Here is an 18,952-nt window from a genome sequence, read left to right as displayed (position 1 = left end):
CTCACTTACGGCTCCTTCCCAAGGGGATCGAGTCCCACCGCGGCCCGAAGCTCCAACAGGGCCGTGCCCAGCGCGTACCGGGCCTGCGCCAGGGAGACCTCGGCTTCGTATTGACTCACCTGCGCGTCACTCAATGCCAGCGAGGAAGCAAGTCCCTGACGATACAGGATGCTCGTCTCCTCGGCGTTCTGGCGTGCGGCCCGGACGGCCACCTCGCCGCGGGCGAACGACGCCTGGGCGGTGCGCAGCGACACCCGCGCGCTCTCCACCGCCACGTCCACCCGCCGCTCGCGTGCCACCGTCTCCCACTCCAGCGCCCGCGCCAGGGCGAGCCGCTCGCGGCGATCCGCGTAGCGCTCGCCCCCATCGAACAGGATCCAGGACAGCTCCAGCGCGAGGAACCCATTGCCCGTGCGTCCGGACAGGCCCGACTCGTTGTTGAAGGTGTACTGCGCGGAGGCGGAGAGCGCGGGGAACAGCCGCGCCAGGGGCTCGCGCGCCAGGGCCCGCTGCTGACCCACCCGCAACCTCGCGGAGAGCAGATCCGGCCGGCGCTCCAGGGCCCCCTGCTCCAGTCCCGCGAACGCATCCACGGGGCGCGAGGCCTCGCCGAGCAGCGTCTCGGGCGGCGCCAGCGGGCCCCGCGTGGGCGCCACCAGGAGGTAGCCCAGCTCCAGGCGGCTCGTCTCGGCCTGTCCCACCGCCTCGGCGAGCGTCGCCTCCGCGGTGGCCACGTCCAGCTCCGCGCGCGTCACGTCATTGGTGCTCGCCAGCCCCGCCGAGGCCCGCGCCCGGGCATCCTCCAGCGACTGCCGCGCCAGGGCGAGCCGGCGCTCGGCCGCGTCCGCCACCTGGAGCAGCCCCAGGGTGGACAGGAAGGCATTCGCGGCCTGGAAGGCCACCTGCCGGCGCGCCTCCCGCGCATCCAGGGCCGTCGCTTCCTGATCCCTCGCCGCCGCCTGGTACAGCGGGAAGCCGCGCGCGTCGAAGAGTGGCACCCGCACGGCGGCAGTGGCACCCAGGGCATTGGCGCGCTGGACGACCACCGTCTCGCCGCCCACTTCCCGCGTCAGCTCCTGCGGACGGCGGGTATAGGTGCCACTGGCGGAGAGTCGCGGCAGGAAGAAGGCCCGGGCCTTGGCCACCCGCGCCTCGGCCGCCTCGGCCCGCGCTCCGGCCGCCCGGGCCGTCTCGTTCTGCTCGGCCGCGAGCGACACCGCGCGCTCCAGCGTCAGCGGCTCCTCGGTGGACGGAACCGGCGAGGAGGTCTCCTCCTGGGCTCGCACAGCGGGCGCACATAAGACGAGCCAGGCACACAGGGGAACGGCGAAGGAGGAGCGCATCAGGGGCACGAAGAACAGGGGGGCGATCGGCCTCCATATCGGACATGGGCGGGCGCGACCACGGGAAACGCCCAGGGTTGAATGCTGCACCAAGCATCGGGCTCGACGCCCGGAAATGGACGGGCCCTGCGTTTATTCCTGGTACCGTGGCTCGTCCATAACCTGAAATTGACTTTGATTATCGATTTCAACTAGGACGCGGAGCGTCACCTCCTCGAAGGGGCCGCGGATGCGCTGGTTGGGATGGGTTCTCGGGTTGCTCGTGAGCGTGCCGGTGCTGGCACAGCAGGGCGAGCCGTCCGTGGACGGTGGGGTCGCGCAGGAAGCACCGGCGGAGGAGACACCGGTGATACAGACGGTGGTGACGGCGTCACGCTCGGTGGAGCGGCTCCAGGACACACCGGTGGCCGTCGAGGTCATCACCCGCAAGGACATCGAGGCCACGGGCGCGCGGGATCTGGCCGAGGCGCTGGGCGCGCGTCCGGGCCTGGAGTTGCGGCGCGGCTTCGCCGGCACGGAGCTGCGGGTCCAGGGTCTGTCCCCCGAGTACACCCTCGTGCTGGTGGATGGCGAGCGCGTGACGGGGCGGCTCGGCGGCGCCCTGGACTTCTCCCGGTTCTCCACCGAGGACATCGAACAGGTGGAGATCATCCGGGGCCCCTCCTCGGTCCTCTATGGCAGCGACGCCGTGGCGGGCGTGGTGAACATCATCACCCGCAAGGCCCAGCGGCCGCTGGGGGCCACGGCCCAGGCCTCGCTCGGCAGCCTGTGGCAGTTCGAGGCGGATGGCTCCGCGGAGCTGCGCGGCGAACGCGCGGGACTGAGGCTCAGTGGCGGCTTCCAGCGCCGGGATGGCTACGACCTGACCCCGGACACCCCGTCCACCACGGGCAGCTCGCTCGAGGGCTTCCAGGTCTCCGGGCGCGGCGACGTGCGCGTGACGGACGCGCTGCGGCTCGAGGCCCGGGCCGGTGCGTCCCGGCAGGTGCAACGGGGCGTCGACGAGGGCGCGGCCGGCGCGCTGTTCGATCGCGCGAGCCAGAACGAAAGCCAGGAGGTGACGCTGTCCCCCTCGTGGATGCTCTCCCCCACCGGCTCGCTCCAGCTCTCGGGCCGCTACTCGCGCTTCCGCCATCGCTACGTGTCGGATCAACGCCAGTCCTCCGCCCTGGATCAGGTGGAGGAGACGCGCGAGCAGATGGCGCGGGTGGGCCTCCAGCTCGACCAGACCCTGGCCCAGGTGCACCAGCTCGTGGTGGGCGTCGAGGCGATTGGCGAGACACTCGACTCCGATCGACTCTCGAGCCCGGGCCAGCGTGGCCGGCTGTCCCTCTACGGACAGGACTCCTGGAAGACGCCCCTGCCGGTGGCGTTCCACGTCGTGCCCGGCCTGCGGCTGGACGTGGACTCGGAGTTCGGCACGGTGCTCACCCCCCGGCTCGCCGTGCGGCTGGAGCCGGTGGAGACGCTCACGGTGCGCGCCAGCTACGGCCTCGCCTTCCGCGCGCCGAGCTTCCAGGAGCAGCTCATCGACTTCGAGAATCCCAGCGTGGGGTATGTGGTCGCGGGCAACCCCGCGCTGCGCCCCGAGCACTCGCGCGGCGCGACCGTGTCCGCGGAGTGGCGCGTCGGCGGCCGGAGCCTTCTGTGGACGAACCTGTTCCGCAACGATCTCTCCGACATGATCACCGTGGTGCAGGATCCCACCTCCCCTACCCTGCGCTTCACCTACGACAACGTCGCGCGTGCCACCGTGCAGGGCGCGGAGGTGGGCTGGAAGCAGCGGCTGCCGCTCGGGGCCTGGCTGGATGTGGGCTACACGTTCATCCACGCGCGGGATCTCGAGGAGGACCGGCCCCTCGAGGGACAGAGCGCGCATCGGCTCACCACCCAGCTCGGCCTGCGCTACCGGCCCTGGCGCCTGGAGGCGTCCGTGCAGGGCTCCTGGGTGGGCCCCCGCCCCTACTACCAGGCCCCCGACGGGACGGAGCGAACGGTCCACGCCCCCGCCTACACGACCCTGGACGCTCGACTCGCCCATGGGGTGCTGGAGTCGGTCCGGCTCTTCGTCGCCGGCCGCAACCTGCTGGGCGCGGGAGATGCCAACTACCTGCCCATTCCACCCCGCGCCTTCTACGCGGGGCTCATCCTCGACGTGTGAGGGAGGACGCATGCAACGCATTGTCAGGCAGTCGCGACACCGCTGGGCCCTGGGCCCCTTCCTGCTGCTCGGCCTCGCCGCGTGTGGCGGGGACATCCAACCGGAGCCGGGCCCCCAGCAACCCACCGATGGCGAGCCGGCCCCCTTGTTCCGCCACACCCGCGAGTCTGACGGCTCGGTGACCACGATCGTCGATGCGACCGATGGGGCGGCGTGGCACGCCCTGGATCTCGACACGGGCGAGGCCGCGGATGCCGCCGTTCAGTCCGCCTGGGATTTGTCCTTCCAGCGCTTCCACATCCGCACCCGTGGAGGCGTCAACGGCACGGGTGGCGTCACCGTGGCGGTGCTGGCGGACGCCTTCGAGTCAATCACCCAGGCGCCCGCCTCGGGCTACCACGAGGACGCCGCGGACGGGGACGACACGGACAGCGAGCCGGACAACGTCTTCGAGCGGGTGGAGGACGGCTGGTACAGCTACGACGTGATGACCCACACGCTCACGCCGCGCGCGCGGACCTACGTCCTGCGCACCGACGAGGGCCGCTACTTCAAGCTGCGGATGCTGAGCTACTACGACCCGGCTGGCTCTCCCGCGGTGCTCTCCTTCCGGTGGAAGCAGGTGGATCCACCGGCCCTTCCCTGACCCACGCACGAGGACACCACCCATGAAGAACGACCCTCTCCCCAAGACCCGAGTGACCGCTCTGACGCTGGCCGTGCTGCTGGGAGCCTGTGGCGTGAACGAGCCGGTGGATCCCCCGGCCGAGGCCCCGCGGTGCGAGGCGAGTCCGGTGCGCTGCGCCGAGCAGAGCATCGATCAATTGAACCTGCTCACCACGGTCTCCACGGGGGAGATCCGCGAGGAGGGAACGACCGCGGGCGAGTTCCACACCTACGTGGACGCGCGAGCGGGAGGCTCCTCCTCCACGCAGTCGTATACCTATGTCCGCTTCACGTCCCAGGGACTGAGTCGGGTGGCGGTGGAAGATCAAGCGGCCCTGGCCTCGACGGACTGGGACATCGCCTTGCGCCGTTACACCATCCGGGTGAACAGCGGCGTATCCGGCCCCTCGTGCGTCGCGGTGGCCCGGACTCCGGCGGGCACGGCCTTCGAGTCGGTGACGGCGGTGGACGTCGCCTGGGAGTTCCGCACCGAGGACTACTTCACCGAGTCCTGCGAGGCCATCCCCGGACAGTACGGCCTGGGACTGGCGACACGGCTGGAGGATTTCTGGGGCTATGAGGCTTGCCTGTCCATGAGCGGCGCGGTGTTCGTGCTGCGCCTGGCGGATGGCAAGCACGTGAAGCTCCAGGTGACGCACTACTACGAGCCGGAGCCGCAGCGGGTCTGCGACGAGACGGGCGAGGTCCCCCTGCCCAACGGCGCGGCCCAGCTCCGGGTCCGGTGGGCCTTCCTGCCATGAGGCTCCCCGCGTGGCCGCTGCTCCTGCTCGCCGGGTGTGGCGGCCCGGCGCGGCCGCCGCATGAAGGGCTCGGGGAGGAAGCGCGGACGCTGCTCCAGGGGGGACGACCCACCGAGGCCACGGCGGAGCCACCGCGTTTCGAGCCCGGCGAGCCGGTGGAGTCGGTGGTCTCTCCCGGGGGCCGTTTCCGGATCCACTTCTCGCGGAGCGGGACCAACGCGGTGGCGCTCGCGGACGCGGACGGCAACGGGGTTCCGGACGCCGTGGACACCGTGGCGCGCACCTACGACGCCGTGGCGGACTTCTACGCGGGGTTGGGCTACCGCTCGCCGCCCGAGGACTCCGGAGCGCCTGGCGAGGCGGGAGGCGACGGACGCTTCGACGTCTACCTGGTGGACTTCGCCGGACGGGCGGATGGGGCCTTCCGGCGGGAGGACTGCCTCTCGGTGGAGCTGGGCTGCCGCGGGTACATGCTCCAGGAGAACGACTTCGCCGGCTACGGCTATGCCTCCTACGAGCAGGCCGTGACGACGCTCGCGAGCCATGAGTTCTTCCACGCCGTGCAGGCCGCGTATGGCACGGCGCTCGGGCGCGTGGCGGAGGAAGGCACGGCGGTATGGGCCTCCGAGCGCTTCGCTCCCGAGCTGGACGACCTGGAGCACTTCGTCCCGACGTACCTGTCGCGCGCAGAGCGCAGCCTGGTGGTGGAGCCGGACGGACCGGCACAGTCCTTCAGTTATGGGGCCGCGCTCTTCTTCCAGTTCCTCGGCGAGCGCCTGGGCGACGGGGTGATCCGGGCGATGTGGGAGGAGAGCGTGCGCGCGCCCTCTTCTCACTGGGCGGAGCTGCTGGAGACGGTCCTGCGCCGCGACGCGGGCACGGACTTCGACACCGCGTTCAGCGAGTTCGCCACATGGAACCTGGCCACCGGGGAGCGCGCGCGGGAAGGCAGCGGGTACGCACGGGGCGCGGGCTACTCCGGACTGGCTCCCGCCGCCAGGGAGCTACCGGTGGACGAGCCCTCGGTACGGGTGGCGGCCGCCTCGGCGCGCTACTTCGACGTGCCGGGCGGGACACCGGACGTCTCGGTGTCCTTCGAGCCGAGGGAAGGCACGGACAGCGCGGCGGTGCACCTGCTGGTGGCGGCGGTGACCGAGCGCGAGGTACTGCGCATCGTCCGCGCGGACGGGCCCGGAGTGCTCTCCGCCCGGGTCTCCGCCGAGGATGCCAAGCGCGTGGTGGTGGCGGTGGTGAACGGGCGCCACTCGGGCGACGGACGCTATGGCCGGCTGCGCATCTCCTCCGAGTCACCGTCCGAGGAGCCCGCCCGCGGGTGCCAGACCGCCCCCGGAGCCATCCCCGGGGCGCTGCTCCTCGCCGCCGCGTGGTGGGCCCTTCCGAGACGACGGACTCACTGAACGTCCCGGGCCGCTGGCACGGCTCCGGGTGTCGTGCAACGCGGCCCGCTCAGGGCGTGCGGATCGGCGGCAGGGTCACGCTGCCCATGCCGTTGCCGAGGAAGAAGCCCGGGTGGGCCGGCTGGTTGTAACCCATGTTCTGACCGGCGACCTGCACACGGTACTGCGGATCGTGCATCAGCGTCGGGATGCGGTAGCTGGTCTCGATCGGGGTGGTGAAGAGCAGCAGGGCGGTACTGTCGTTGTTGCGCAGCACGACCTCTTCGCGCCAGTCACCGAGGATGTCGGCGGCGATCACCGGGTTGGACTTGGTGCTGTTGTTGGACGCGGCGCCGTAATCCGAAGCGGTCAGCAGGCGGGTCAGGCTCAGGGAGCTGGGTACCCATTTGTCGATCTTCACGCCATCGAGCAGCTCGCGCGAGAGGTCGCCATCCCACCACACGGCCATGTTCACGCTGCTCGGGCGCTTGGTCGAGGAGATCTGCACGCCCCCGGCGCTCATCAGCACCGAACCGGCGGTGCTCCAACACTCCTCGCCCGGATCGGCCGGGTCGATGTCCGCGCACATGCCGCGGCCGACGTCCGCCCCCGAACCGTAGCCCCACAGGATGGCGCCGGTGGCGGCATCATGAATTTCCATGCCGCGATTGCTGCCGTACTTGGCCGGATCCTCGTGCACCATGAAGATCTGCTTGCCGCCGCGGTTCGGGTTGAGAACGCCGGCGTGCAGCGCATCGCCGTGGCCAAGACCGGTGCGGTAGCGCAGGCTCCCGTCGCTGTTGATCGTGGCGGCGCCATAGATGATGTCGTCTTTGCCGTCGTCGTTCACATCGGCGACGCTGAACCAGTGCGCGCCCTCGCCGTAGGAGCCCGAACCCGAGGTCGGGCTGTCGTGGAGCCAGCGCTGGGTCAGCTTGCCGTCACGCCAGTCCCAGGCCACGAGCACCGAGCGGGTGTAGTAGCCGCGAGCGAACACGGCGGAGGGCCGGGCGCCGTCGAGATAGGCCACGCCGGCGAGGAAGCGGTCCACGCGGTTGCCGTAGCTGTCGCCCCACTTGGACACGGTGCCGCGCGCGGGCAGGTAGTTGGTGGTGGCCAGGGCGACACCGGTGGCACCTTCGAAGACGGTCAGGTACTCCGGACCGGAGAGGACGTAGCCGGAGCTGTTGCGGTAGTCGGCCGAGCTGGAGCCGATCACCGTGCCCTTGCCGTCGACGGTGCCGTCGGCGGTCTTGATCATCACCTCGGCCTTGCCGTCTCCATCGAGGTCATACACGACCATCGAGGTGTAGTGTGCGCCGGCGCGGATGTTCATGCCCGGATGGATGCGCCACAGGCGTTTGCCGTTGAGCTTGTAGGCATCGATGTAGGTGTTGCCGGTGTAGCCAGACTGGGAGTTGTCCTTGGCATTGGTCGGCTGCCACTTGAGCACGATCTCGTATTCGCCATCGCCGTCGAGATCGGCCACCGAGCCGTCATTGGCCTCGTAGGTGTAGGCCACACCGTCGGGCGTGGTGCCACCGGCGGGCTTGTGGAGAGCGATCGTGAGGTAGGGATTGGCCAACACCGTGGCGTTGCTGCCGGACTGCTCGACACCGTTGAGAACAGGCTTGACGGTGTAGGTCGAGCTGGTGGTGCCCACCGTGTCGGTGTAGTTGGTGCCGCCGGTGAGCACACTGCCGTTGAGCTTGGTGGTACCACGGTAGACATTGAAGCCGATGCCCGAGGGATCGGTGCCGAGCAGACGCCAGCTCACCAGCATGCCTCTGGCCGCCGGGACGGCGACCACGCCGCGGCCGAGCTTCTCGACGTATTTGGCGGTGGCCGCGAGGCTCGAGCTGGAGGACTCGCTGGTCCCGGTGGAAGAGTCCGTGGCCGCCTGGGCCCCGGAGGCCAGCAGCATGACGGTCAGACCGCCAAACAACTTGCTATGCATGGTGTCCTCTCGAGTTCGATCTGCCCGGAGGCCCTTTGACCGAGGCTTCCAGTGTTCGCAGGAGAAGTCTTAATCGAATCGTTTCGAACAAGCAAGACTTGAAATTCCCCCAAAACCGGTTATTTCTTCAAACACCTGCACGGCATAGGGTCTGATTTTCCCCTGGACGAAAAATATCGACTGCGATCGAAACCCAGCAGGGATTCATTTACAGCAGGAAGGTCATTTTCTCGAGGAGGTTCATATGATCAAACTCCCGAAGCAACGACTTCAGTCCGGTTCGATCCGTGGCCTCGTCGGAAACGTTTGCGCTCTTGCTCTCTTCCTGGTGGGTGTCGGCTGTGCTGCCCTTGAGCGCTCGGAGGAAATCGGAGCAAACGCTGGCATCAGGGGGCAAGGGCATCATCCAAGACTTCAATGGTCGCGAGGCTGAGCCAACCCGGAGGGGTTCAGGGGCAGCTCCAGCACGAAGGTGGCCCCCTGCCCCGCTCCCTCGCTATGGACCGTCAGCGAGCCACCCATCTCCTGGGCCGCCAGCGCGCTGGAGTGCAGGCCAAAGCCATGGCCATTCTGACGCGTAGTGAATCCGTACTGGAAGATGCGCGTGAGATGATCCGGTGCGATTCCCATCCCCGTGTCTCGCACCTCGATACGGACGAGGTCGGCGGCGGCGAGCTCCAGCTTCACGACCAACCGCCGTTCCTCCGTCGGCACCACATCCATGGCGTATTTGGCGTTGCTGAACAGGTTGACGAGGATCATCAGGACCTTGTGCTTGTCGGTGAGCACAGAGGGCAGCGGGGCCAATTGCCGCTCCACCTTCACCTGATGGCGGGAGAGACCGGCCGCGTTGATGCGCAGTGCGTCCTCCACCAGCTCCGCCAGGCTGACCGGCTCCTGGAGCCGCGGCATCCGGGCATGGTTCTGTTGCACCTTGACGATGTCGCCGATGTGCTCGGTGTACCGGCCGATGTCACCGAGCAGCTCGAGCATGTTCCCCCGCTCGTCCAACAGGTTCTGTCCCAGCTTGTCCAGGAAGGGAAGGAGATGCCGCCCACGCTCGTCCTGGGTGACGAAGGTCGTCAGCTCGCCCTGGTGCTCCTGGAGCATGTGGGACACCCGGCCCACCTGCTCGAGCTTCATCCCGCCCATGCGCTCCCGGGCGAGCTGGGCCGCGGTGTAGACGCTGTTGAGGACATTGCCCACGTTGTGCAGCACGTTGGTGGCGATCTCCGCCATGCCCGCCTGCCGTGCCGCCCGCATGAGCTGCTGGTGGACATCCTTCAGCTCCTGGGTGCGCTCCTCGACACGTTGCTCCAGACCCTCGTTGGCCTGCCGCAGGGCCTCCTCGCGTTGCTGCACCTCCCGGGCCATCAGCTCGAAGGACCGGGCCAACTGTCCCAGCTCGTCCTCGCGCGAGGTCTCCAGGGAGACCCCGAAGTCGCCGGCCGCCACCTGGGTCGTGGCCCGGGTGAAGGTCCGCAACGGGCGGGAGAGCTGATCCCTGAGCACCCAGAACATGATGAGCAGCTCCACGAGCAGCGACACGAGGCCGAACACCAGCACATAGCGCGCGGCCTCGATGGCCTTCGAGGTCACCACGCTCTCGGGCAGCACCGTGACGAAGTTCCAGCCCGGGCCCTGCAGCCGCGCCACGGCGATGTACTCGCCGTACTCGGGCAGATCCACCACGGTCTGCCCGGGCTCGAGGCGCTTCACCGCGTCGAAGATGCTCCGCAGATGGGCCTGCTGCTCCGCGGTGGCGAGTCCCGGCAGAGAGCCCTCCGGCTGTTTGGGGGCCAGGATGTCGTAGCCGCCCGTCGTGCTGTCCAGCTTGATGTCGGGATGGGCGACGAGCTGGCCATCATCGCGGAAGATGAGGTTGTACGCGCCGGGCAGGTGATCGATGAGGGTGCGCGACAGCAGATCATCGACGATCACGTCGTTGCCGAGCGTCGCGACATGCTTGCCGTCCTGGTCCAGCGGGGTGACGGCGGAGATCAGCCATTTTCCGGAGACGTCATCCTTGTAGCTGCGGGTCCAGGCCATGCGCCGCAGGGGATTCTCCTGGGGCCGGGCGATGAGGGCGTACTCGAAGGAGAGCAGCGGGTAGTCGGGGCTGGCGTCCTGGGTCCAGTTGGGGACCTCTGGCCAGTAGAGCACGTTCACGCTCTCTGTCAGGAAGACGTACGTGTTGGCGTAGCGGGTGCGGTAGGCGGGCCCGTATTGGGCGATCACGTCATACGAGGCCAGGAGCCGGCGCTGGAACGCGGTATCGACCTTCACCCCCGGGGCGATCCAGACGCCCGGCACCCGCGTTCCATCGAAGCCTTGGGGCCGAGTGCGAATCGTCCCATCGGACCGGAGCTCGAGCATGCTGTTGAAGCGGGAGGTGGGATCCTCCTGGCTTCCGGCCTGGAGCCGTTCTTCGAGGGCCTGCTTGAGGATGGCGTGGACTTCCTCCACCAGGACGAAGATGGCCTGCTCCCGTTGGCCGCGCTCTTCGACGTGCCGAGCCAGATGCTCCAGGCTCTCGTCGCGCATGGTGCGCAGGATGTGGAGATAGCTGACGAGGGTGGTCAAGGCGATGACCACCCCGATGCGCCCCGCCATCTGCAGGAGGGTTCGGCGCGCGAGGGTAGAACGGGCGTTGGATGGATACGGCATGAGTCCACCAGCATCCCTCATGGGATGGGGGTGTGGACAAGCGCACCGGGAGTATGTGCCGCGCCCCGGGGCGGAAGGCTCGGTGCTGGAGACCGTCGAAGAAGTCGACCTCGTCCCCCCAGCGCCTCGCCCGGATGCCCTGTTTGGGCAGAATACCGTCCTTTCATGCTGTTCATTGAAAACATGTTTCAGATATGAATAGAATCATCAAATCACCTGATTCAAGAAAGGGAGTTCTTCATGGGTCTGTACTCGTCTCTTTGGCTCAAGCGTGTTCTACGCATCTGTGTGGCCATGCTTGTCCTACCGGTGGCTGCATTCGCCCAGACACTTCCGCCGGCGTCGCAAGTGGCCGGCCAGATCACCATCGGCTGGAACCTCGGGAATACGCTCGAGGCCATCTGCGGTGAAACCGCGTGGGGCAACCCGACCGTCACCCAGCAGTTCATCAACAGCGTCAAGGCCGCTGGGTTCAACGCCGTGCGCATTCCCGCTGCCTGGGATTGCCACGCCGATCAGAGCACGCTCACGATCGATCCGGCATGGATGGCTCGCGTGAAGGAGGTGGTGGACTACGCCTACGGCCAGGGGATGTATGTGATTCTCAACATCCACTGGGATGGTGGCTGGCTCGAGGAACACCCGTTGTATTCGCATCAGCAGGCCGTCAACAAGAAGCAGCGCGCCTACTGGACGCAGATCGCCAACACGTTCAAGGCCTACAACGAGCGCCTGCTGTTCGCCGGCACCAACGAGGTACATGCCGACTACGGCACGCCGACGACCGAGCACATCACCGTGCAGCAGTCGTATCTCCAGACCTTCGTCGACGCCGTGCGCGCGACGGGCGGGAACAACGCATCACGGACGCTCGTGGTGCAGACCTACAACACGAACAGCTGGCACGGCCTCGATTACTTCTCGCTGCCGTCGGACACGATCGCGAACCGGCTGATCGTCGAAGTCCATCACTACGATCCCTACGACTACACGCTGAACACAAACAACACCTGCTCTTCCTGGGGCGCCCCCTATCCGTCGCAGAGCGCATGCTCCTGGGCGCAGGAGGCCTACCATGACGATCTGTTCGCGCGCGTGAAGACGAAGTGGATCGCCCAGGGAGTCCCGGTGATCATCGGCGAGTACGGCGTGGCGACGCGGCCGAACCTCAACCTGGAATCGCGACAGTACTACCTCGAGTACGTCAATCGCACCGCGGCTGCCAACGGCATCAAGACCTTCTACTGGGACAACGGCGTCAACCCCAGTCAGACCAACGGCTTCGCCCTGCTCAACCGGAGCAACGGAGCCGTCGTCGATCAAGGCGCCCTGGATGCCATACGGCGAGGCGCGGGTATTGGCAACCCGAACAATTTCACGCTCACGGTCACGAAGTCGGGTGCGGGCAGCGGCACGGTGACGTCGTCGCCGTCGGGGATTGATTGTGGAAGCACGTGCGGCGCGAGCTATTCGAGCGGAACCTCCGTGACCCTCACCGCCGCCGCGGCGAGCGGCTCGACGTTCGCTGGCTGGAGTGGTGCGTGCAGTGGCACGGGAACCTGCACGGTGTCGATGACGGCCGCGCGTTCGGTGACCGCGACGTTCAACACGAGCGGAGGCAGCACGACGTGTTCCAACCCCATCACGTTCTCGGGCAGCACGGGCAACTTCAACACGGCCGGCGCCGTGTGCTATCGGACCAATGCCACCATCAACGGTTGGGGTTGCCACAACTTCGACGGCCGGACGGTCACCGTCGGTGGGCAGGCGCGAACCTGTAGCCAGATGCCTTTGACGCGCTCGTCCGACGGTTACTACTACTTCGCCGTGTCGGGTGGGGAGTATCCGTGGGCGGGCTTGTATACGTGGTAGGAGGAGCGTGAGGTCGTGCGCCCTCGGCGACTCTCAGCGCCCCTGGAAGACGGGGGCCCTGCGGGCCGCCGCGGCCGCGAGCCCCTCGCCCAGATCCTCGCTCCCGTAGCTCTCCGCCTGGAAGCGCGCCTCCTCCTCCAGGGCCCGCTGGAGGGCGGCCCGGTCCGGCGCCAGCCCGCGCTTGAGCGCGCGGGTGGCCAGCGGGGCATTCGCCGCCACCCGGGCCGCGAGCTCGCGGGCGCGCGCGAGCACCTCGGACCCTGGCGTCGCCTCGAGCGCCAGTCCGAGCCGCACCGCCTCACGCCCATCGAAGCGGCGGCCCGTGAGGAGCAGCTCCGCGCCCCGCTGCGCGCCCGCCCGCCAGGGCACGAAGTACGTCGCCCCCATGCCCGGGTGCAGGCCCAACTGGACGAAGTTGAGCGCGAGCTTCGCGTCCTCGGCGACGACGCACAGGTCGCACGCGAGCGCCACGCACAGCCCGGCGCCAATCGCCGCCCCCTCCACCGCGGCCACCGTGGGCACCGGCAGCTCCAGCACGGAGAGGTAGCGCGCATAGAAGTCGAGCATGAAGGTGCGGGCCTCCTCCGAGGACACCCGGCGCAGCCGCTCGAGCATCTGGAGGTCTCCCCCCGCGGAGAACGCACCGCCGGCCCCGGCGAGGACGACCGCCCTCACGTCGGGGCGCTGCCGCAGCTCGGCCACCCGGTCACGCAGGGCCTCCCCGAGCTCGGGCGTCATCGCGTTGCGGCGGGCGGCGTCATTCAGCGTGAGGGTGGCGACGACACCCTCCACCTCGAGCAGGACCGCGGTGGATGAAGTGGACATGGAGGTGCACTCTATAACGAGAAGGTCGTAGACCGAGCTGAGTCGCGGAGGATGGAGACACTTATACAGACAACTGCAATATCGGCTGGGTAAACTCCATCGACTGGCAATACACGTCGTTGGGGACCATCTACACCACCAGCCATGTCCAGGACGGGGCCGGCAACGAATCCACCTGCTCGACGCGGTGGACGGTGACCGACACCGTGGCCCCGTGGATCGAGCTGGTGGGTCCGGAGGAAATCACCCTCGACGCCGGCTCGGAGTTCGTCGATCCGGGAGCCATGGCCCACGACCTCTGCATGTATGCCCCCGGGGGCTCCGCCAACATCACTGCCACCGGCACCGTCAACACCCAGGTTCCGGGCACCTATACGCTCACCTATGCGGTGACAGATCCCTCTGGGAATTCGGCCGTCCCTCGGACGCGTACGGAGAAGGTGCTCCCCACCCCGTGGGACACCTGAGCACGGGCCGCTCCGCCCACTCGGCCACCCTGCTGCCCTCGGACAAGGTGCTGGTCGTGGGCGGCCAGACCGCGGACTCGTCACTCGGCGCCACCTCCGAGCTGTTCGATCCCGCCACGTCCACGTGGTCGCCGGCCGGCTCGATGGATGCTCCGCGCCAGAGCCATACGGCCACCCTGCTGAGGGGCAAGGTGCTGGTGACCGGCGGGTACAATCCCCAGACGGGCATCCAGTCCTCGGCCGAAGTCTATGAGCCGGGCTCGGGCTGGAAGGGATTCTCGGCCTCGATGAACGTGGACCGGTACAAGCATACGGCCACGCGGCTCGACGCGGACAGTGTGCTGCTCGTGGGTGGATTCAGCAACGCGGACCAGAGCGCGACCACGGCGGAAATCTATTACCAGCCGTGAGCATTCACGGCGCGGGTCCCTCTCCGGGACCCGCGCGATGTCAGCCCTGGAGACCGTCGAAGAAGTCGACCTCGCCGGTGTCCAGCGAGTAGTCCGCGCCCACCACCAGCAGCCCCTCCTCCTGGATGAGCCGCTCGAGCAGCCGACTGCCGTGGCGCAGGTGGGCGCAGGACTGCCGCACGTTGGCGCGCACGGCCTCGTGCACCAGGCGCTCGGGCTGCACGTCCGGACCGGCGGCGTGCACCACGCTCTCCACCGCGGGCCGGCACCGGTCCACGATGTCGTGGATGTTCTCCGACGGCGCGTCCACGCGGTGCTGGATGAAGTCCAGCGTGGCCTTGATGGCGCCACAGCGCGAGTGGCCCATCACCACCACCAGGCGAGTCCCGAAGGTGGCCGCCGCGAACTCCACGCTCCCCACCAGCGAGGGCGCCACCACGTTGCCCGCCACGCGGATGACGAAGAGATCCCCCAGCCCCTGCTCGAAGACGATCTCCGAGGGCACCCGGGAGTCCGAGCACGAGAGGATGACGGCGAACGGATTCTGCCCCGCCGCCACCGAGGCCCGCGCCGACTTGCCGATGGCCGTGTCCAGGCTGCGCACGTTCTGGACGAAGCGGTGGTTGCCCTCGCGCAGACGCTGGAGCGCTTGAGTGGCGGACAGGGGAGCGGGAGGAATGCCTGCGATGGTCATGTCCACGAGCCTCTCCTCCTGGGAGGGGCGCCGTCCAGGGAGATTCACGGGCGTGTGACGGGCGCCGGGCCATGGTAGAGGCTCCCGCACCCCGGGGAAGCACCGTGCCCGGGTCCCACGCTCATGCCCGAACCTACCCCCACGAAGCGGGATGCCTTTGGCTCCACCCTCGGAGCCTTCGCCGCGACGCTCGGCTCCGCCGTCGGCCTCGGCAACATCTGGAAGTTCCCCTACCTCACCGGCTCCAACGGCGGAGCGGCCTTCGTGCTCACCTACCTGTTGGCGGTGGCACTCGCCGCACTGCCGGTGATGGTGGTGGAGCACGCCATCGGCCGGCACCTGCGCGTGGACGCGGTGCAAGCCTACGCGCGCATCGTGCCGCGCCAGCGCTTCTGGGCCGCCGTCGGCTGGGCGGGACTTGCCGCGTCGATCCTCATCATGGCCTTCTACACGGACGTGGCCGGGTGGGTGCTGGCCTACGTCTTCAAGTCGCTGGGTGCCTTCGTCTCGGGCGCGCCCCTCACGCCCGCCACGTTCCAGGCGCTGGTGGGCGGCACGTGGGAGCCCGTGCTGTGGCAGCTCGCCGTGCTGACCATCACCGTGGGCGTGGTGGCCGCGGGGGTGTCGGGCGGCATCGAGAAGGTGACCAAGACACTCATGCCGCTGTTGCTGCTGCTGCTGCTGGCCTGCGACGTGCGCGCGCTCACGCTGCCGGGTGCGTCGGCCGGCGTGGCCTACCTCTTCACGCCCGACCTCTCGAAGCTCTCGAGCACGGTGCTGCTGTCCGCCCTGGGGCTCGCCTTCTTCAAGCTGTCGCTGGGCATGGGCACCATGACGACGTACGGCTCGTACCTGCCGGACGACACGCGCCTGGTGCCCAATGCGACGCGCGTGGCGCTGGCCGACACGCTGGTGTCGCTGCTGGCGGGCCTGGCCATCTTCCCAGCCGTCTTCGCCCTGGGTGACACACCGGCGGGCGGCCCGGGCCTGCTCTTCGTCACCATCCCGCGCGTCTTCGCGCAGATGCCCGGCGGCGAGCTCTTCACCGCCCTCTTCTTCGTGCTCGCGGCGGTGGCCACCCTGGGCGCCATGGTCAGCCTGATGGAGGTCCCCGTGGCGTGGCTCATCCGCTCCGCCCGGCTGCGCCGCCCCACGGCCGCGCTCCTCACCGCGCTGATCATGGCGGTGCTGGGCATCCCCGCCACCCTGTCGCAGGGGCCGGCACTCTCGCACCTGCGCGTGCTGGGCCGGGACCTCTTCTCCCTCTTCGACTTCGTGTCCTCCAATGTCCTGCTGCCGCTGGGTGGTCTGGCCGTCACGGTGGTGGGTGGCTGGCTCGTCCCGCGCGCCGTCCTCCGCGACGAGATGAGCAAGGGTCACGGCGAGCCTGCCTGGTACGACAGTGGGGTCCACGTCCTCGTCCGCTACGTCACCCCCGTCCTCATCCTGCTCATCCTGCTGCACAGCCTGGGACTCCTCGGCGGCACCTGAGCGTAAGGGGTTCTATTCCGGAGCCTCACCTCCGCCCTGTTGTCCGTCGACGTGGCGGATGAGGTTGTCGCGAATCCTGGCGACGGCGCGCTGCACCTTGGCGAATTCTTCCGGCTCGAGGCCGGCCGCCTTGACCAGGGTCTTCTGCAGACCCTTCTCGCGCAACTGGCGACCCGCATCGGTCAGGCTGACGATCACCTGGCGCTCGTCGGACGGATCACGTCGGCGCCGCAGGTAGCCGAGGGTCTCGAGCTTCTTGAGGATCGGCGTGAGCGTGTTGGATTCCAAGAAGAGCCTGGCACCCAGGTCGCCGACCGTTTGATCGTCCTCCTCCCACAGGGCGACGATGATGATCCATTGGGTATAGGTCACCCCCAGCTCGTCGAGGATGGGCTTGTAGGCCCGCCCGTACGCCAGGTTGGCCGAGTAGATCGCAAAGCACATGAAGTCCGCCAGCTTGGGGACCTTCGGGTTCTGGGGTTTGGTCATGTCGGCCTTCGTGCGATGGAGACCTCCTACATATAGTTCGGACCCGATTGAATCGGAAGGTTGACGAACGCCACATGCTCGGGTTATCAACTCGGAACCGATTAAATCGGTTCCGACCAATAGGAGCAGTCCATGTCCCCCATCGAAAACGTTCTCTACACTGGCAAGACCCACACGACCGGCGGCCGCGACGGCGCCACGCGCAGCTCGGACGGCCGGCTCGACGTCAAGCTGTCGCCGCCCGGGTCTCCCGGCGCGGGCACCAACCCCGAGCAACTGTTCGCCGCCGGCTGGTCGGCCTGCTTCATCGGGGCGATGAGCTATGCCGCGCGCGGCCTGAACGTGACCCTTCCCGCCGGTGTCGCGGTCGACGCCGAGGTGGATCTCGGCACGACGGCGGGCGCCTTCTTCCTGCAGGCGCGCCTGAAGGTGAGCCTGCCGGGCCTGGAAGCCAACCTCGCCCGCTCGCTCATCGAGGCGGCGCACCAGACCTGCCCCTACTCCAAGGCCACGCGCGGCAACATCGCCGTGACGCTCGACCTCGCCTGAGCCCTCGCGGCGCGGCGTCAAAGCCTCGTCGGGCTCGCCAGCGCGCCCGCTGGCGAGCTCGACTCCAACCAACCAGAGACTTCCAGAGCAACCCATGCTCGACCAAGACCAGCACGCCAGGAGACCGTCCATGACCTTGAAGCCCGACGACCTCGCCAATCCAGGCCGGCGCCGACTGCTCATCGCGGGGGCCTTCGCCGTCAGCGCGCTGAACCAGCTCGCGTGCACGGCGCTCGCCGAGCCCACCCCGTCCGCCTCGCCCACTCCCTGGGCGCCGCTCCGTCAGATCGACGCCGGCGACCTCTCCATCGGCTACGCCGATTTCGGCCCGTCCGACGGCCCGCCGGTGATCCTGCTGCACGGATGGCCCTACGACATCCACAGCTTCGTGGACGTCGTCCCGCGGCTGACGGCCGCCGGGCGCCGGGTCATCGTGCCCTACCTCCGCGGCTACGGGACGACACGCTTCCTCGCCGGGGACACCGTTCGCAACGGGCAGCAGGCGGCCCTCGCCGTCGACGTGATCAACCTCATGGACGCACTGGGTCTCGCCAAGGCGGTGATCGCCGGCTTCGACTGGGGCGCGCGCACCGCCGACATCGTCGCGGCGCTCTGGCCAGAGCGCTGCACGGCGCTGGTCTCGGTGAGCGGCTACCTGATCGGCAGCCCGCAGGCCAACCAGGAGCCCCTAGCGCCGGAGGCGGAGCTTTCCTGGTGGTACCAGTTCTACTTCGCCACCGAGCGTGGCCGCCTCGGCTACGAGCGCAACCTGCGTGACTTCACCCGGCTCATCTGGCGGACCGCCTCGCCACAATGGCAATTCAGCGAGGCGACCTTCGCCCGCTCGGCCCAGGCCTTCGACAATCCCGACCATGTGGCGCTCGTCGTCCACAACTATCGCTGGCGCCTGGGCACGGCGGCCGGTGAGGCGCGCTACGACGCCATCGAGAGCCGGCTCGCGCAGTTCCCCGTGATCGGCGTGCCGACGATCACGATGGAAGGCGACGCCAACGGCGCGCCCCACGCACAGCCGACGGCCTACAGGGCGAGGTTTTCCGGGCCCTACGCCCATCGCCTGATCACCGGCGGGATCGGCCACAACCTGCCGCAGGAAGCGCCCGATGCCTTCGCCCAGGCGGTGCTCGATGTGACCGGGCTGCCCTGACCGGAAGAAGGCGGCAGCCCGCCGCCTTTTCTTGACCA

General features: G+C 68.5%; 17 protein-coding genes. 10 read left to right on the top strand and 7 right to left on the bottom strand.

What is annotated here, in order from left to right; genetic code table 11:
* Positions 1-5: 5 nt before the first annotated feature.
* The gene (locus CYFUS_RS23975; RefSeq protein ID WP_095992192.1) at positions 6-1,286 is read right to left on the bottom strand and encodes a TolC family protein; all 1,281 of its coding nucleotides are present in this window, start codon (positions 1,284-1,286) and stop codon (positions 6-8) included.
* 286 nt (positions 1,287-1,572) lie between these two features.
* Between CYFUS_RS23975 and CYFUS_RS23970 the strand changes: the two genes are divergently transcribed.
* Genes CYFUS_RS23970 through CYFUS_RS23955 form a run of 4 tightly spaced genes read left to right on the top strand, consistent with a single transcriptional unit; the run spans position 1,573 to position 6,349 of the window.
* On the top strand, positions 1,573-3,504 hold the full coding sequence (locus CYFUS_RS23970; protein ID WP_095987340.1) for a TonB-dependent receptor plug domain-containing protein: 1,932 nt from the start codon (positions 1,573-1,575) through the stop codon (positions 3,502-3,504).
* Positions 3,505-3,514: 10 nt separating this feature from the next.
* Positions 3,515-4,150, top strand: a complete 636-nt coding sequence (locus CYFUS_RS23965) for an HmuY family protein (protein ID WP_095987339.1) — start codon at positions 3,515-3,517, stop codon at positions 4,148-4,150.
* 22 nt (positions 4,151-4,172) lie between these two features.
* Complete coding sequence (locus tag CYFUS_RS23960; protein WP_095987338.1) at positions 4,173-4,931, top strand: HmuY family protein; 759 nt, start codon at positions 4,173-4,175, stop codon at positions 4,929-4,931.
* A complete protein-coding gene (locus tag CYFUS_RS23955) occupies positions 4,928-6,349 on the top strand; it encodes an MXAN_6640 family putative metalloprotease (protein ID WP_095987337.1) in 1,422 nt (473 codons plus the stop codon). Before CYFUS_RS23960 ends, CYFUS_RS23955 begins: the two co-directional genes overlap by 4 nt.
* 49 nt (positions 6,350-6,398) lie before the next feature.
* Here CYFUS_RS23955 and CYFUS_RS23950 read toward each other — a convergent pair whose 3' ends face one another.
* The 3 genes from CYFUS_RS23950 to CYFUS_RS23940 form a co-directional block, all read right to left on the bottom strand.
* Positions 6,399-8,285 (bottom strand): rhamnogalacturonan lyase, encoded by a 1,887-nt coding sequence (locus CYFUS_RS23950; protein ID WP_095987336.1) that lies wholly within the window; start codon positions 8,283-8,285, stop codon positions 6,399-6,401.
* Positions 8,286-8,493: 208 nt separating this feature from the next.
* Positions 8,494-8,691 carry a hypothetical protein gene (locus CYFUS_RS23945; protein WP_095987335.1) on the bottom strand — a complete coding sequence of 66 codons (198 nt, stop codon included), beginning with the start codon at positions 8,689-8,691 and terminating at the stop codon, positions 8,494-8,496.
* Between the two features lie 8 nt (positions 8,692-8,699).
* Positions 8,700-10,952 (bottom strand): ATP-binding protein, encoded by a 2,253-nt coding sequence (locus tag CYFUS_RS23940; RefSeq protein ID WP_232537735.1) that lies wholly within the window; start codon positions 10,950-10,952, stop codon positions 8,700-8,702.
* A gap of 240 nt (positions 10,953-11,192) precedes the next feature.
* On the opposite strand from CYFUS_RS23940, the gene CYFUS_RS23935 reads away from it, so the two are divergent.
* The gene (locus tag CYFUS_RS23935; protein WP_095987333.1) at positions 11,193-12,824 is read left to right on the top strand and encodes a cellulase family glycosylhydrolase; all 1,632 of its coding nucleotides are present in this window, start codon (positions 11,193-11,195) and stop codon (positions 12,822-12,824) included.
* Between the two features lie 33 nt (positions 12,825-12,857).
* Here the strand turns inward: CYFUS_RS23935 and CYFUS_RS23930 are convergent, their stop codons facing one another.
* Positions 12,858-13,649, bottom strand: coding sequence for an enoyl-CoA hydratase/isomerase family protein (locus tag CYFUS_RS23930; RefSeq protein ID WP_095987332.1), 792 nt, complete (start codon positions 13,647-13,649; stop codon positions 12,858-12,860).
* 119 nt (positions 13,650-13,768) lie between these two features.
* On the opposite strand from CYFUS_RS23930, the gene CYFUS_RS23925 reads away from it, so the two are divergent.
* Both CYFUS_RS23925 and CYFUS_RS23920 read left to right on the top strand, forming a co-directional pair.
* On the top strand, positions 13,769-14,116 hold the full coding sequence (locus tag CYFUS_RS23925; protein ID WP_157758614.1) for an immunoglobulin-like domain-containing protein: 348 nt from the start codon (positions 13,769-13,771) through the stop codon (positions 14,114-14,116).
* The gene (locus CYFUS_RS23920; RefSeq protein WP_095987330.1) at positions 14,104-14,526 is read left to right on the top strand and encodes a Kelch repeat-containing protein; all 423 of its coding nucleotides are present in this window, start codon (positions 14,104-14,106) and stop codon (positions 14,524-14,526) included. Before CYFUS_RS23925 ends, CYFUS_RS23920 begins: the two co-directional genes overlap by 13 nt.
* Positions 14,527-14,566: 40 nt before the next feature.
* Here the strand turns inward: CYFUS_RS23920 and CYFUS_RS23915 are convergent, their stop codons facing one another.
* Positions 14,567-15,220 carry a carbonic anhydrase gene (locus CYFUS_RS23915; protein WP_095987329.1) on the bottom strand — a complete coding sequence of 218 codons (654 nt, stop codon included), beginning with the start codon at positions 15,218-15,220 and terminating at the stop codon, positions 14,567-14,569.
* A gap of 123 nt (positions 15,221-15,343) precedes the next feature.
* On the opposite strand from CYFUS_RS23915, the gene CYFUS_RS23910 reads away from it, so the two are divergent.
* Entirely contained in the window at positions 15,344-16,711 is a 1,368-nt protein-coding gene (locus CYFUS_RS23910; protein ID WP_095987328.1) for a sodium-dependent transporter, read from the top strand.
* Between the two features lie 12 nt (positions 16,712-16,723).
* Here the strand turns inward: CYFUS_RS23910 and CYFUS_RS23905 are convergent, their stop codons facing one another.
* Positions 16,724-17,200, bottom strand: coding sequence for a MarR family winged helix-turn-helix transcriptional regulator (locus tag CYFUS_RS23905; protein WP_095987327.1), 477 nt, complete (start codon positions 17,198-17,200; stop codon positions 16,724-16,726).
* 132 nt (positions 17,201-17,332) lie between these two features.
* On the opposite strand from CYFUS_RS23905, the gene CYFUS_RS23900 reads away from it, so the two are divergent.
* Both CYFUS_RS23900 and CYFUS_RS23895 read left to right on the top strand, forming a co-directional pair.
* The gene (locus CYFUS_RS23900; protein ID WP_095987326.1) at positions 17,333-17,749 is read left to right on the top strand and encodes an organic hydroperoxide resistance protein; all 417 of its coding nucleotides are present in this window, start codon (positions 17,333-17,335) and stop codon (positions 17,747-17,749) included.
* 130 nt (positions 17,750-17,879) lie between these two features.
* Positions 17,880-18,914 (top strand): alpha/beta fold hydrolase, encoded by a 1,035-nt coding sequence (locus tag CYFUS_RS23895; RefSeq protein ID WP_095987325.1) that lies wholly within the window; start codon positions 17,880-17,882, stop codon positions 18,912-18,914.
* Positions 18,915-18,952: the final 38 nt, after the last annotated feature.

The organism is Cystobacter fuscus (assembly GCF_002305875.1).
GTDB lineage: Bacteria > Myxococcota > Myxococcia > Myxococcales > Myxococcaceae > Cystobacter > Cystobacter fuscus_A.
Note: the sequence above shows the minus strand (reverse complement) of the source record. Positions and strands in the feature narration are given on the sequence as shown.